The organism is Desulfobaculum bizertense DSM 18034 (genome assembly GCF_900167065.1).
Lineage (GTDB): Bacteria > Desulfobacterota > Desulfovibrionia > Desulfovibrionales > Desulfovibrionaceae > Desulfobaculum > Desulfobaculum bizertense.
Window position 1 is genome coordinate 224,946 of the sequence record NZ_FUYA01000002.1, and the last position, 15,413, is coordinate 240,358.

General features: G+C 51.9%; 10 protein-coding genes. 3 read left to right on the forward strand and 7 right to left on the reverse strand.

The features are described from left to right. Positions 1-11: 11 nt before the first annotated feature. From B5D23_RS03970 to B5D23_RS03985, 4 genes are all read right to left on the reverse strand, one after another. A complete protein-coding gene (locus B5D23_RS03970) occupies positions 12-293 on the reverse strand; it encodes a DsrH/TusB family sulfur metabolism protein (protein ID WP_078684110.1) in 282 nt (93 codons plus the stop codon). Between the two features lie 263 nt (positions 294-556). Next, a complete protein-coding gene (locus B5D23_RS03975; protein ID WP_078684111.1) occupies positions 557-2,449 on the reverse strand; it encodes an alkaline phosphatase family protein in 1,893 nt (630 codons plus the stop codon). Between the two features lie 45 nt (positions 2,450-2,494). Beyond that, positions 2,495-4,120: a BCCT family transporter gene (locus B5D23_RS03980; protein ID WP_078684112.1), complete on the reverse strand. Its 1,626-nt coding sequence runs from the start codon at positions 4,118-4,120 to the stop codon at positions 2,495-2,497. A 737-nt stretch (positions 4,121-4,857) separates the two neighbouring features. Then, positions 4,858-5,187: a CGGC domain-containing protein gene (locus B5D23_RS03985; RefSeq protein WP_078684113.1), complete on the reverse strand. Its 330-nt coding sequence runs from the start codon at positions 5,185-5,187 to the stop codon at positions 4,858-4,860. Between the two features lie 962 nt (positions 5,188-6,149). Between B5D23_RS03985 and B5D23_RS03990 the strand changes: the two genes are divergently transcribed. From B5D23_RS03990 to B5D23_RS04000, 3 genes are all read left to right on the forward strand, one after another. Continuing rightward, on the forward strand, positions 6,150-7,049 hold the full coding sequence (locus B5D23_RS03990; protein WP_159445896.1) for a transporter family protein: 900 nt from the start codon (positions 6,150-6,152) through the stop codon (positions 7,047-7,049). 255 nt (positions 7,050-7,304) lie between these two features. Then, on the forward strand, positions 7,305-7,997 hold the full coding sequence (locus B5D23_RS03995) for a Crp/Fnr family transcriptional regulator (protein WP_078684115.1): 693 nt from the start codon (positions 7,305-7,307) through the stop codon (positions 7,995-7,997). Between the two features lie 115 nt (positions 7,998-8,112). Then, positions 8,113-8,712, forward strand: a complete 600-nt coding sequence (locus tag B5D23_RS04000; RefSeq protein WP_078684116.1) for a hypothetical protein — start codon at positions 8,113-8,115, stop codon at positions 8,710-8,712. A 51-nt stretch (positions 8,713-8,763) separates the two neighbouring features. Here the strand turns inward: B5D23_RS04000 and B5D23_RS04005 are convergent, their stop codons facing one another. Genes B5D23_RS04005 through B5D23_RS04015 form a run of 3 tightly spaced genes read right to left on the reverse strand, consistent with a single transcriptional unit; the run spans position 8,764 to position 15,413 of the window. Beyond that, a complete protein-coding gene (locus B5D23_RS04005) occupies positions 8,764-9,300 on the reverse strand; it encodes a hypothetical protein (protein ID WP_078684117.1) in 537 nt (178 codons plus the stop codon). After that, entirely contained in the window at positions 9,297-13,259 is a 3,963-nt protein-coding gene (locus tag B5D23_RS04010) for an efflux RND transporter permease subunit (RefSeq protein ID WP_078684118.1), read from the reverse strand. The genes B5D23_RS04005 and B5D23_RS04010 overlap by 4 nt, the downstream gene beginning before the upstream one ends. A gap of 12 nt (positions 13,260-13,271) precedes the next feature. Continuing rightward, positions 13,272-15,413: an efflux RND transporter periplasmic adaptor subunit gene (locus B5D23_RS04015; protein WP_078684119.1), complete on the reverse strand. Its 2,142-nt coding sequence runs from the start codon at positions 15,411-15,413 to the stop codon at positions 13,272-13,274.

Genomic DNA, 15,413 nt, shown 5'->3' on the forward strand with positions numbered 1-15,413 from the left:
GATTATCTCTCCTATAACGAGACGACTTTGTCTTCGCTGCCGAGCAGCAGGTCGACGATTTCGTTGTAATCAACAACCGTGCAGGCGTCGCTCAGTTCCAGGTTGCGGGACTCAACAGCGTCCTTAGCGGCGTAAACTTCATCAACATCCATATCTTCAAGCCGCTGCTCAAAAAAAGGCGTGGCAAACGTCACGGCGTCTCCAGCCAAAAGCAGCAGTTTGTCTTCTTCGCCGCCGACCAGATTGACGCGATCGAGCATCTTTACATCGGGCTTGTTCACAAAAAACAGCATCGCAATGCATCCATTTGACTTAAGGTTTCCCTCTGAATCAGCGACCGCTGTTCAAAGGCATTTTTCTTTGCCAAAGAGTTCATTACCCACAACCAAGTCTCTACACGCGGATTTTCATTGAGAGTCCGCCCCGGTTTTGAACAGGATATCAGGCAAATAGTGTGCTCCTCGCGATAGAGCCTTGCCTGTGTCTGACTTGGCAGGGACACCAAGGGGAGTGTCCCTGCCAACGGTTGGGGCCTGTTCAGGTCGTAGCGCGAGCGCTAGTCGACCAGGTCAGGGTTCTCAAAGATCTGATAGATCGGAGCACCCTCGGTATCTGCCGGCACAGGGCCGCCTGTTGCGTAGCAGAAAGTAGGAACGATGTCCGCGAGCCAGCGCGGGCGCTCGTAACGGAAGCCAGCCTTGACGCCGGGACCGCGGAAGAACATGCAGTTCTTCAGCTCGCCGATGCCGCAGGAACCGGTGGGCAGGCCGTAGCCGTGCTCAGCCATGTATTCGGGCTTCAGAGCGTAGACGACGTCGCCAGCCTGGGCACCGCCCATTCCGAAGACAGCTGCGTCTTCCTTACGGACTGCAAGCAGAATCGGGCGTTCGCCAGTTTCGGGGTGCTTGTAGTCGTAGAGTGCGTCGATGATTTCATCGCGGACTTTTTCGTAATCTTCGTCAGCAACAATGCCGCCGGGGTACTTGGAAGCAAGGTTGACGTAGACAAACATGTAGCGCTGAGGAACTGCCTTGGATTTGGTCACGTCCAGCTCGTAGTTGAAGCCTTCGGATTCCTCGTAGATCTCCCAGTAGTTCTCGTTCTTTTTCGGCTCGTAGTGGGTGAGACCCTTTGCCTTCAGAGCGTCAGCAGTGTTCAGGATCGGGCCGAGGCGGGTTGCGCCGTGGTCAGAAACACAGGATACGATGGTTTCGTTGTCATCAAACAGCTCCATCATCTTGCCGAGGAAACGGTCCTCGATCTGGTAGATGGCGCGTTCCATGCCAAGAGCCTTTTCGCGGATTGCCGGATCTTCGCTTTCCATCTCGGACAGCCAGCCGTGGTACAGCCAGTCAATCAGGTGAGTGTGGAGGTAGAAGAGATCAAAGTCAGGGTTGGTCTGGATAGCCTTGGTAGCAACCTCGGTAACCCACTCGGAGTGGAACTGAGCAACTTCAACAACGGTGTCCATGTCGATGATGCCGTGAACAAATGCCACGTAACCCATGTCGTTGCAGATGAGGTGCTTGTCCCATTCGACGTTCTTGACGCCGTCAGCAGGAGCGATGAAGCCGTGGCGGCCAGAGATGCCGGACAGGTACAGAGTAAAATCTTCTGCGTCGTCGGTGAGCTTCATGAGCTTGCCACGGAAGGTGCCAGGCTCAGTGCGGCCGTCGGACTTCACAACAAACTCGTGCTTGGCAACGTCGGACCATTCGCCAGCCTTGATGACAAAGAAAGCCTTCTCAAGGTCCTTTTCGGGGCACAGGGCGAACATGTCGTAGCCGTCGTCGTCAGATTCCCAGGTCAGGCCGTACCAGGTCTGGTCTTCGAGGGGATCCATGGATTCCTTGAAGTGCATGTTGACTTCGAATGCCAGAGGCTCGTCAGCGTCTTCGGGAAGGTTCTTCCAGCCCTTTGCATCGTCAAAGCGAACCTGCTCGCCCATCGGATAGAAGTCGGAAGAAATGACGCTTTCGGAAGCAAGCCATTCTTTGTGGCCGTTGCCTTCTTCGTTCCAGCGGCTTTCTGCGGGAGAAAGGCCCTGACCCTGAACCATGACGCCGTTCTTCATGTGAGAAGGCCAGGACATGGGGTAGTTGACAACGATGCACTTCTTGCCTGCGCGGTCCCAGCGATCCCAGATGGTCTCTGCGGTCAGCGGTTCGGAACCAAAAGCCTGAACGGTCTTGTGGTGCTCAAGGCTGCGGCCCTCAACGTAATAGTAGTAGTCTTCAACACCGTGAGTGCGCGGGAAAGCGCCTGTGCAGATGGTGGCCCAGGACGGAGGCGTTACGGTGGGCATGTTGAAGCCCTCGGTCATGTAACTTCCTTCGTTGATGAACTTCTCGAAGTTCGGAAGAGCGCCTTCTGCAATGAGAGCCTCAAGGCGTTTGGGGATCATGCAGTCAAAACCCAGAAGAGCTGCTTTTTTAGCTACTTTAGCCATTTCTTCCTCCTAGAATTCGCACCGTGGTGCGATTGGCGAGAAAACCTAGTCAGTGACGGGGATTTCTACGGCCACAGCCTGAACAGAGGCTGGTTTTTCACTTGATGTTTCTTCTACTTTTTCCACTGGCTCTGTTTTCGGGACATTGATGTCCTTCAGCATCTTGAACCAGCTAATGACAACAAACAGAATCGGAATAAGCATTAACGCGCCAGCAAAGTTGGCAAATATGCGCACCGGGCCGAGGCCTCCAAGGGAGATTGCCGCCAGAGCCAGACCAGCCTGAATGGCTGCCCAGAAGAAGCGGTGTCCTCGTGTTGGTTCGCTTCCTGGCACCAGTTTTGTGGTGGCGGAGCAGGAAATGACGTATGCACAAGAGTCCACGCTGGTCGCGAGAAAAATTGTTGAGAAAATGCAGTAACCAACCAAAACAACGGTGCTGCCGGGCAGGGAGTCCAGAATTGCGACCATTGCCGCAGGACCACCGGAACTCTTCAGGATGCTGATGGCGTCAACTGCACCCGTCCACTGCTGGAACAGGGTAAAGCCGCCAAAGACTCCGTGAATCATGTAGGAGCCAGCCATGCCGCCGAAGATGCCCATGAGGATGATTTCGCGAACGGTACGTCCTCTGGAAATTCTGGCGATAAACAGTCCCATGAAGGGTCCGTAGGACGCCATCCAGAGGCAGAAGAACACTGTCCAGTCCTTGGGGAAGGAGTTTGGTTCAAATGGTGCCGTCCAGAAAAGCATCTGCATGAAGTTGTTACTCAGTTTGCCAAAGGCGTTGGTAAAGTTGTCCACAATGAAAGTTGTGGGGCCAACGCAGAAGGTGAACAGAACCATAGCAATGGCAATGAGAACATTGACGTCTGAAAGGATCTTGATACCCTTCTTCAGACCTGCACAAACAGACGTTGTAAAGATGATGGCGGATACCCCAAGAATGACGAGCTGCATTTTAAACGTTGGCTCGAAGCCAAGCGTGTGAGCCAGTGCTTGATTCACAATTGGGAGTGAGGCGCCCATAACTGCTGCATTGGAAAACATCAGGCCAACGATAAAGAAAACCTCGATGAATCGACCAACGCCGCCTTCGACATGTTTTTTACCTAAAAAAGGTTCAGCTGCAGAACTGATACGAAGGACAGGTTTTTTCTGCTTATGGAAAAGGTAACAAATTGGAAGTGCTACAATTACGTACCATGGCCATGTTACGGGACCCCAGTGCAGCATGACGTATGACAGAGACCATTCAAAAGCTTCTCGTGACAGTTCGCCTGCATACTGTGGTCTGGAGATGAGATCCCAAAGCGGTTCTACGATTGACCAGAACATGACGGCACCGGCAACACCGGAACAGAACATCATGGCCAGCCAGGAGTAGGTGCTGAATTCAGGTTTCTCGTCAGGATCTCCAAACTTGATGTTACCGTATCTGCTCATTGCGAAAAACGCGGAGAGGCAGACCATGCCAAATGTTGCCCACTGGTAGTACGAACCTGTGGCGCGAACGAATGCACCGTATGTGGAGCTTAAAATTCTCTGACTTGCCTCAGGGTAAAGTACAGAGCTTCCAATAATGAGGAGCAGAACAACAGAAGCAGGAACGAGGATTCGTAAATCGGGTCGTAAATCTGCTTTGCCAGTTTGTGTCCGGGTATCAGCCATATTACCTCCTAGTTTGTGTTCCAAAGCAGGGAAGCCAGTATCCCTGAACCCCCGAAGGGGTGCCTTATGGAAGCCCTCACAAAACTTTGAATATCCAAGCGAGACAGCCTATCTCGCGTTTGTGCTTTATTGCCCAAAAGGATTTTCGATAATTCCGTGCGGACGGCTCGTATTCATCAAGAACCGGACCAACACGAATAAGTATTTGAAATTTATTGAGAAAAAGGAAAATTTTGAAAGGGCAGATCGCTTGGGGACTTTTTCTCAATCGGAAAAGGCGACGCTAATGTCGTGTCCTTTTTGAGTTTTTGTATAACATGCTGTTTTCATTAGAAAAAAAGAACATGCCACAAATGGCATCTTAGACGACAATTTTGACGTGAAAGTTAAGGATTTCAGCTTGCTACAGGCGTTAAATCGATTCGTGTAAGATTTTGTTACTCAATTGATTGAACTTTTTTTCACAGCAAATTGGGGGCTTTGGAACTTTTTCACAATCTTTTTTGGGTGGTCGCCGCTTATGCAGAGGGAGGGGGATTTGTCGTATCGTATAATCGTCTAGAATCGTGCGGTTTTTCGCATGGTGGGCGTGCAAAAAACTGAAACACTTTTTTTCACAAAAGGTCTAGAGCTGGAGGGGGGAAAAACGCCTCAGGAAGAGGCTAGGTATGCTCTATGTGAGCAAAAAAAGGAAAGGCCAGCACATGCTGGCCTTATGGATGTAGCGGAATCATTGATTAATGTGTGTAATCAAGGAGGATGACGCTGTCACCAAGCTTTTTGGCAACAGCTGCCTTGATCTCGGCAAAGTGTGGGCAGGGCATGCCAATTGGATTCCCTTTGGAAATGCATGAAGCAAGCGCAATGACCTCCGCCCCGCGGTCTACCATAAGCTGCGCACGCGAAACTGCCCGCTTTCCCGGACAGCCTCCACAGCTCACCATCCCAACAAGCTCCGATGGCCCGATTTCTTCAAAAGCAAGCTTGCCCTCTCGAATTACCTTGAAATCCATCGTTGCAGGACACATGTCCTCGGTCTGCTGGCAGCGTATAACTCCAACTTTCATGGCGTCTCCTTTAGTGCCTCTCTTGTACGCCACTCAATACAGCGTACATAGAAATACTCATTCCATAAAAAGAGAATACACTTTTGTCTACAAGATCACTTTAAGAATAGATTTAATAGGATAGAAATCCCTTTGAATTAATGATTAAGCGCCCAATTGGATTGGGGGCCTGCCTCAGTGCGGTAGTGTTGGATGGTGGGATGGGGGAAAATTGAGGGCCTGCCCCAGCGCGGTAGTGCTGGATGGGAGGGTGGGGGAGAATTGGGGGCCTGCCCCCAAACCCCCGCGTAAGGGAATGATTCCCTTACGTATCCTCAGCGAGTTTAAAAGCCGTTCAAGCTTCGCTTGCACGGCTTTTAAACTTGTTGGGGCTGCCTAAAGCGGCTTCCTTCTCTTTCCCGTGCGTTGCCACCATTCCTTTTGAACGCCTTTCGGCGTTCAAAAGGAATGAGTGCGGTCTGAAAAAGGCAGAAGAACACGCAATCGGGAAATGCCCTCTAGCTCAAAAAATACGGCTGATGGAGAGGAAAGCACAGCTTTCATCCCATTCAGCCGTATTTTTTGAGCGATAGCGGGATTCCCAAGGGCCTCGTCCTTGGGCGGGGTCAAGGGGCAGCGCCCCTTGCAGAGGTGCGGGGACAGAGTCCCCGCCCACCCTCGCACCCCTTGTAGAGCACGAGACGGAGTCTCGTAATACCTCCCCCACCTCATCCCTCCGGTGACTTCTTGAGCAGTGAGATTGTGCCAAAAATGCGTATTGGCGGGACTTTTTTCAAGTTGTGTAACAAATGCAACAGTTTTTTTTGTTTGCTTTCCACTACATTGTGCATCGCTTCACAAGGAAGGCGGCTTGGGGCTAGCACGTGCCGAATCCCGTGAAGCGATGAGTAGAGGGACCTCATTAGGCTTCGCAGAAATCTGATGAAGGGATCACGATGGAGTTTTTCATAAAGGAAAGAGCTATGAAGTTTCGTTTTGCATTTGGCATTGCACTGGCGATGTGCCTGCTGTTCCAGACCCCGAATTTTTGTGCTGCGGAGGAGGGTGCCGCAAGCCCGCGTCCTGTTGGCGCTGTAACGGTTAATGGCGGACCTGGTGGCATGAGCGTCCCGACGGGCAAGTTTATTGGCGTATTGAACTACCGCTACGCAGAGAAAGATAATTGGTACCACTATTCTGTTGCCTGTGATGGTGCAGACCGCGAGGCCGTGTCTCACACAATGGTGACAAAGTTCCGCTATGGTATCGCACCGGGCTGGGACGTACGAACTGCAACTCCGTTTGCCTCGACAGAAGCACGCCTTGATGGTGAGTGTGATAATTATATCGGCGGCATTGGTGATACCATGATCGTGCTTCGTCACCAGTTCATGGCTCAAAAGAAGGGTGCACCTGTGAGCCTTGCATGGGATTTGGGTGTGAACACTCCGACTGGTGAAGTTGGCGAGGGAAAAATCGGTAGTGGCGCATGGGGCGGCATGGCTGGCCTTGGCGCAACATACATGTTTGGTTCTCACCGTATTGATGGTGATGTGAACTACCTGGTGTATACCGAGGGCGCACACGACACCCGTAAGGGCGACCGTTTCCGTGCCAATGCTCACTACGCATACGCAGTGAATAGCCTGCTCGACCTTGGTGTTGAGGCCAACTATGAGTGGCTGCAGGAAAACCGCCGCGAAGGCAAAGGCTTGAACAACGACATCAAGACTCTGTACGTTGGCCCGAAATTCAACCTGAAGTTCAAAGAGTACGGCATGACTTTTGGTGGTGCTCTGCTTGGTGCTGCATACCGCGAATCCCAGAAGCAGACTTTGACCGAAGACTGGAGAATGGAATTCAAGCTGGTGAAGGTCTTCTAAAGCAAGAAAAAGTGATGGGAAAAAGGCTTGTGAGTTGCTGTACGATTCTTTGTAGCTGCGGTTACTGCTTGCTAAAATTCATTGCTTAGACATATCACAGTGCGTTGTCTCCATAAAAAGTGGAGGCGGCGCACTTTTGTATTTAGTGGGTAGTGGAATGTGGGAGAGCATTCCTGCTGCACACAGTGATGTGTTTAAGCCAGTGCTTTTTTTTGAGGGGCTGGCTGTCTCCCCCGAAGTCCAACAAGGCGCGTTATGACTTCTATGGCAAACCAGCGAGAGTTCCTGTGGATCTCGCGGAACTGCGAAAGCTGGAAACAGGTGCTCCATCTAGGAGCGGTTCGCACGTATGAAAAGAATGAGATTATCATTCATTGTGGCGGGGTGGTCGATCACCTCTATTATTTAGCGGAGGGGGAGATTCGCCTTTCGTTTGTGTCTCCGGACGGCGTGGAAAAAGTGATCTGGTACGTGCAGCCGGGAACAATCTTTGGCGAAACGCCTTTTTTTGATGGGAAGCCGGCGGATTCACTGAGTACTGCTGTAGAGAAATCTGTTGTGTATGCCTTTCCCCGCCATAGCGTGTACGGAGAAATTGCCCAGAATTATCCCGAAGTCTGGCAGGATTTGCTGAAGACACTAGCGCTCAAGGTGAGAACCTTGTGCAATCAGATTTATACCTTGAGTATTGCCGATCTAAAGCAGCAGGTGTGTAAGTTTTTGCTCCAGGCAAACGCTAAAAATGAAGGGCCAACCCAGGCGAGTGGAGAGGTGCTTGTTGAATGTGGACTGTCGCAGGAAGAGCTTGGCTGCGTGCTTGGGGTGCACCGGGTGAGCATCAGCAAGGTCCTCAAACAGCTGAAAGAAGAGGGCGTCATTTCCAAATGCACGAAGAAAACCGTGCTGGTGACGGACTGGGAGCGCTTGCTTGAGTATGCTGTGCTCTAGTGCTGAGAAGAGAAGACTACCGTGAGATGAGGCATCCTTTGGGATGCCTTTTTTGTTTGTGCTGAGGGCCTTGAGGACGTACTGTTTGCAGAAAAAAAGTATAAGGGAGGAATGCGTGCAGTTCTTTTTGAAAGATGTGGAAAAAGCAAAGGCGTATTTTCTCGAAGGGGAAGGTCCTTTTCTCTCTTTGAAGCAAGTAGTGCGTGACGCTCGGTGCGCTACTGTTCAGCGTGCTCGTTTTTATTGCCCGTCAGAACAACGCGATCGGGAAATGCTCTGGCAAACTGCGAGAGATTTTGTGTCTGAACTAAAGGAAAAATACGCGAGGGGTGGAGTTCAGGAAGAGGAACATATAGAGACGCTTTGTGCCTTTCAGCGAACTATTGAAAAATCACACCGTGCTGTTTTGGCGGATGGAACCCTTCGGTTTGGTTCTGCACAGAAATTTGTGAACCTTTCGCTAAAGCTTCTGTGGGTGGTTGGAGAAATAGAAGAACCCCCGCATGCCCCAATAGACAACGTGATCGCTCATGCTCTTGGTTCTGAGTATAAATGGACAAAAAGTACATCACGCTCCGAGTACAGTGCTGTGGTTCAAAAATGCCGGGAAATAGCCTCTATGTATGCAATGAGTCCCGCCGTCTGGGAGTTACACTACTGGAATGCATGGTCTTTTTTTACTCATCCAATAAAAATATCTGATATTGAAAAATAAAGAAGGAGAGGCCGAAACCTCTCCTCTGTTTTTCTACGCTGTTGTGAGGGGTTATTTCCCGGCTTTTTTCATCATATCCAGCGCCATGTACATATCTTGCACCCCGCGCTTCATTTCTAAAAAGCCTTCTTCGCTATTCGCTTTCATTTGCCCCATGCCTTTCATGGTCTTTTTCATGCCATTATCCATATCAACCATGATTGCGAGTGTTGTTCCGTCATTTTCGGCTTTTGCCTTGCTGCGAACGGCTTCCATGCTGTGGTGCATTTCCATCATGTGTGTGTTGAAGTCTTTCATGTAGGCGTTGCGGTTCGCAAAATCTGCTTCCATTTTCTGCATTTGCCCGCCCATCATATCCAGACTCTTTTCCATGCCCATCATGCCATCATGGTGGGACATTGCTCCATGATTTGCACCGTGGTCCATATGTGTCCCATGGCCTGAGTCCATGTGTTTGCCATGTCCTGAATCCATATGTGTACCGTGTCCTGAGTGTTCACCGTGGTTGCCGTGAGATCCTGCGAGGGCCGCTCCTGCGCCCAGCATCATAACTGCGAGGGTAAGGCTTATGATGAGTAATTTTTTCATGAAGACTCCTTTTCTGTCGTTTTTGTGTGCTCCTGGTCCTGCTTTGGGGGCTGGACCGAAGAGAGGTATTTTTTGAGCCTGCGCTCCTCAACAGAGGAGTAGAGCACAGGGACAACAAAGACGGTCAAGAGGGCGACCGTCATACCGCCAAATGAGGGAATAGCCATTGGCACCATGATGTCTGCTCCACGGCCTGTGGAGGTCAGGACTGGAATCAGTGCCAGAATTGTTGTGGCCGAGGTCATGAGCGCAGGGCGAATGCGTCGGCGTGCGCCCGAGACAACTGCGTCGCGAATTGCCGGGATGGAATCCGTTTTTTGGTGCTCCCAGCTTTCGTTCAGATATGTTGCCATGATGACGCCATCGTCAGAGGCAATGCCAAAGAGTGCGAGGAAGCCAACCCAGATCGCAACACTAAGGTTAATGGGATGAACCTGAAAGAGTTCCCGCATGTTGCTCCCGAACAGAGAGAAGTTCAGGAACCAGTCCTGTCCGTAGAGCCAGATCATGAGAAAACCGCCAGACCACGCCACAAGAATACCAGAGAATACCATGAGTGTGGTCGTGAGCGAAGAGAATTGCAGGTAGAGGATGAGAACAATGACGAGCAGGGCGATAGGCAGGATGACTGCCAGCTTTTTTTGTGCCCGAATCTGATTTTTGTAGTTTCCTGCAAATTCATAGGAAACACCTGCCGGGATTTTTAATTTCCCCTCGGCGATGCGATTCTGGATATAGCTTTGGGCGGTGTTGACAACATCGACCTCGGCGAAGCCGGGTTTTTTGTCGAACAGCACATAGCCAAGCAGGAAGGTATCTTCACTTTTGATGACCTGAGGGCCGCGGACGTAGCGAAGTTCTGCAAGCTGGCGCAAAGGAATCTGCTCGCCGCCGGGAGCGGCGACAAGGACGTCCCCAATGCTTTCTATGCTGTCACGGAGTTCACGCATGTAGCGGACCCGAATAGGATAGCGCTCACGGCCTTCTACACTTCGGCTGAGAGGTTTGCCGCCAATGGCAACTTCAATGACGTTTTGCACGCTACTGAGTCGGATTCCATAGCGAGAGATGGCGTCACGGTTGATTTCAATCTCAAGGTAAGGCTTGCCCACGATGCGGTCTGCGATAACTGCCGCAGGTTCGATGCTAGGAACGTCTTTAAGCAGCGCCTCAAGCTGGAGGCCAAAGTCTTCAATGGACTGCAGGGAGGGACCTTTTATTTTGATCCCCATTGGTGCCCGCATTCCAGACTGAAGCATGACAATGCGTGCGGCAATGGGCTGGAGCTTGGGAGCCGAGGTCGTTCCCGGAATTTCAGCAACGGTGGCGATTTCTTTCCAAATGTCATCAGGAGTTTGGATACCGTTCCATGCCGGGCGTCCAGGGTTCAGGGTTGGGTCCAGAGCCGGGCGCCAGAGTCGGAAAGGCTTTCCGTCAGGATCGGGAATAAGCTCTCCTTTTTTGTCTCGTGGGAAGTAGCCGCGAACAATGTAGCTCAGGCCGTCCTGTGCTGGGAGCGGGTTTCCGTGGATGTCCCGAAAGTAGTCCTTTTGGTCAGAATCAAAACGGAAGCGAAGCCGCTGCCCCTGATCGTCGGTAAGGTATTCGGTTTTGTAGTTGATGATGGTTTCAATCATCGACACGGGGGCAGGGTCGAGTGACGTATCAGCCCGGCCAAGCTTGCCAACCGCAGAATCGACTTCCGGGATGGAGACGATAGCCATGTCTTGTTTTTTGAGCACATCCTGTACCTCGCCAATGGAGGCGTGGGGCATGGTTGTTGGCATGTACAGGAACGAGCCTTCATCCAGAGGCGGCATGAATTCTTTGCCAAGACCGGGGAAGGCATGAGCCAGAGCGGAAATGGGTGCTGAGGAGCGCACAAAGGCTGGTGCCCATCCTGTGAGCCTTGGAACTCCAATCCATGACATGGCCCCAAGCAGAATGAGGAGCATTGGCAGGCTCAGGAAAAGCATCTTGTGGTCCAGCGCATGGCGCAGGAGGCGAGGGTAAGCGCGCTGGAACAGGCTGAATGCCAGCATGAGTCCACCGATAAGGCAGCCTACAAAGAGGACGTTAAGCAGGGAGCCTTTTTCTGGTCCAAGCGGGAGCCAGTGATTGGACAGCAATATGGTGATAAGCAGGATAACTGCACTGTTTTCTAGTTTTTCCAGTATCCGGTTCCAGCGTGGACGCAAGTGCGAACCAAACAGCTTGTGCAGAGCCGGAATAATCAGGAAGAAGCCCAGCCACCACACAACAAAGATTGAGCAGAGAATTCCGCCAAGGACCATCAGAAGGGAAACTGTCCAGAGCGTAAGGCTACTCCGCTGTGCGAACTTTTTCCGTTGTCCAAGCAAAAGATGCGCAAGGGCAGGAAGCACCGTCAGAGCCACAATGATGGATGAAATCAAGGCAAAGGTTTTGGTGAAGGCGAGTGGCTTAAAAAGCTTGCCTTCGGGACCTTCCATGACAAAGACCGGGAGAAAGCTGACAATTGTCGTTGCTACTGCCGTCATGATGGCGCTGCCGACTTCTGATGCCCCTTCATAAATAAGCCGGAGGCTACTGTGTCCCGGTGGCGCGTTCTCAAGCTTTTTGAGGACGTTTTCGCAGATAATGATGCCCATATCGACCATCGTACCAATGGCAATGGCGATGCCGGAAAGGGCAACAATGTTGGCGTCGACACCGAAGTTTTTCATGGCAATGAAGCACATGAGCACTGCGAGAGGCAAAAGCGAGGAGATGAGCAGTGAACTTCGCAGGTGCATCACGGAGATGAGGACGACGATGATGGTGATAAGAATTTCTTCTGTGAGAGCGGTGTCCAGCGTCCCCAGTGTTTCCTTGATAAGGCCGGAGCGGTCATAGAACGGGACAATGGTGACTTTGCTTACCCGCCCATCTGGCAGAACTTTTTCTGGCAGTCCGGCCGAGATGTCCTGAATTTTGGCTTTGACGTTCTTAATGACCTGAAGCGGGTTTTCTCCATAGCGCGCAACAACGACACCGCCCACGGCTTCTGCTCCACCTTTGTCCAGAACTCCACGCCGGAGTGCGGGACCAAGGGTAACTTTGGCCACGTCCTGAATGCGGATTGGAACGTTGTTGGAAACTTTGATGACGGATTTTTCGATGTCCTCAAGACTTTTGATGAAGCCGATGCCACGAATAAGGTACTCAACGCTGTTGATTTCAATGGTTCGGGCGCCAACATCAAGGTTTGAGGCTTTGACGGCAGAAAAGACGTCTTGCAGGCTGATGCCGGTAGTGCGCAGGGCATTGGGATCGACATCGATCTGGTATTCTTTGACAAAGCCACCGGCAGAGGCTGTTTCGCTGACGCCTTCGGCAGAAAGCAGGGCGTAGCGGACGTACCAGTCCTGAATGCTTCGCAGTTCATCAAGATCCCAGCCGCCTGTGGGCTTGCCGTCTTTGTCCCGCCCTTCCAGTGTATACCAGAAGACCTGTCCCAAACTTGTTGCATCTGGTCCTAGTGTTGGCTGAACGCCCTGAGGGAGCGTGTCAGGGGGCAGGCTGTTGAGTTTTTCCAAGAGTCGGGAGCGGGACCAGTAGAATTCAACGTCTTCCTTGAAGATGACGTAAATGGTCGAAAATCCGAACATGGAAAAGCTGCGGACCGTTTTGACGCTGGGGATGCCAAGCAGGGAAACCGTGAGCGGATAGGTGACCTGATCTTCCATGTCCTGCGGGGAACGGCCTTCCCATTTGGTAAAGACAATCTGCTGGTTTTCGCCAATGTCAGGAATGGCGTCTACTGGTACGGGGTTTCTGGGGAGTCCAGACAGGTTCCAGTCAAAGGGGGCGACCGAAAGCCCCCAGACCAGCGTCATGACGACGATAATGAAGACAACCAGCTTCTGTTCCAGACAAAAACGAATGATTTTGTCAGTCAGGCTGCGGGCTTCGAGCTGTTCTTTTTTTTCTTTGTGCATGGTGTGCCCGTCCTAGTGAAGCTGCTTTTGGACTTCGCCGCAGGTCTGCATCGCCTGTCCAAAGTATGGGTTGTGAATTTCAGTACTCTTCTGAAGCCAAATGGCTCCTTTGAAGTCAAAGGCCATTGGGCAGAAGACTTCGTAGACGGGAGCGTCAAAATCGGCGCCAAAGCTATGGATTGCAGCGGCAAGCCCTGCGGAGAGAGGCTCAAGACCTGCGCGGAAGGCCACAAGTCCGCCAGAGTTCATAAGTTCCAGTCCCTTTTGCATATTTGCTGCGGAGGCTGCCCAGACCTGACGCGCGGCCGGGCTGAGCGAGGCGGCATCAATGCTGGTCAGGAGGACGTGGAGCTGTGATGAAGCTTTTTTTGCGGCGTCGGTATCATCCTGTGCAAGGGCCGTCGCAAAGGCTTCATATTTACCATACAGCACGGTGAGCTGCTTTCTGAATTGCTCTGGAACCTGCATGGTCGCGGATTTTTCGACCTGTTTGAACTCGTTTCGCAGGCGGGTGTAGTGGGCAGTCATTTCTGTAAAAAGCTCGTCCAGCCGCTCTACTGTTGGCACTTCTGCGCCGATCATGGCGTCATTTGCCAGCAGCATGAAGTATTCGTCCCAGACGAGCTTGCTGTCTTTTTTCAGTCCGCTTGCATCCACGAGGCGAAGGGCTTTGTGGAAGCTGGCAAATGCCAGATGTGTTTTGGAGAGGTCTTTGCTTTTGACAGCCTGTGAGAGGCGCTCAAAGGCACCATCAAGCAGGGCAAGCTGAGAGCGGAAGAGTGGCGGAAGCTCATCCTTGCCAGCAGACAGCTGGGGGCTTTCGCCTGTCATCATGCTTGGGCGGGCGATAATCTGAATCGCGCTGTCGATTTTGAAGTTGCCCTTGGTGACAACAAATTCCCCTTCTTTCAGACCATTTTTCACGACATAATATGAGCCAGAGCGTGCTCCAAGGACGATTTCGCGTCCGGTGTAGCTTCCTCTGTTTTTGGGGTCTGCAACGTATACCACCGCGCGTTTTCCTGTAATGAGCGGGGCAGAAGCAGGGATGACCAGAGGGGCATCGGCAGAGACGGTGCTTTTTTGTGCTGTCTTGCCTGCGGTGGCTCGAACAAGCATCCCCGGTTTCAGGCTCAGGTCGGCATTGTCAACTTCGAGCCGGACTTTGATGGTTCTGGTTTTTTCGTTCACCAGTGGATCGATAAAGACGACTTTTCCGGAATAGACCTGCCCCGGAAAGGCGTCGGTCTGGAAAGACAGGCGCTGGCCTTTTTTGATGAACTGGAGGTCTGTTTCATAGGCTTCAAGAAAAACCCAGAGGCGGCGGAGGTCGGCTATTGTGTACATGTCCATGCCGGTTTTGACGTACTGCCCGGCATTGACATTCTTTTTAATGACTACGCCGCTTTGTGGCGCAACAATGGTGATACGCTCCTGAGGCTTTGCCTTTCGTTCGATGGCGGCAATCTGGGCGCGCCCCAGCCCAAGGAGGCGGAGCTTTTCGCGGGACGCCTCAACAGTGCGGTCGGCACTCTTGCGAATGAGGTCCAGCGAACTGTTCCGCAGGGTGCGCTGTGCCTTGATTGCCTGAATAAGCTCGGCTTGTGCGGTCATGAGTTCAGGACTAAAAAGCTGCACCATTGGCTGGCCCTTTTTGACCGTGTCACCTGTGTAGTCCACAAACAGGCGTTCGACACGACCACCAGCCCACGCCGTAATGGCTTTGACCCGGGTCTCGTCATATTCGATTTTGCCGACCATGTTGGGCTGGGCAGAGAGGTCCAGACGCTGCACTTTGGCAATGGAAATTTCAGCAAGATTCACGGCTTCTGGCGAAAGCTTGATCTGCCGCAGGCTCGTTCGGCCTTCGTTTCCTTTTTTCTTGAGCGGAATCAAATCCATAAAGCAGATTGGGCACTTTCCCGGTTCTTTCATCTGAATCTGGGGGTGCATGGAACAGGTCCAGACAATCTCGCCGTCTTCTGTTGTGCTGGCTTCCAGCCCGTGTTCCTTGTGCTCATCCAGCTGTTTTTTGGTGACTTGCTGTGGTTCGGTGTCTGCTGGCCCATCTTTGAGCATATAGCCAGCGGCAAAAGCGAGAAGAACCACCGCTGATATTCCAAGAATCCCGTAAAGATGTGGACGTTTTTTCAT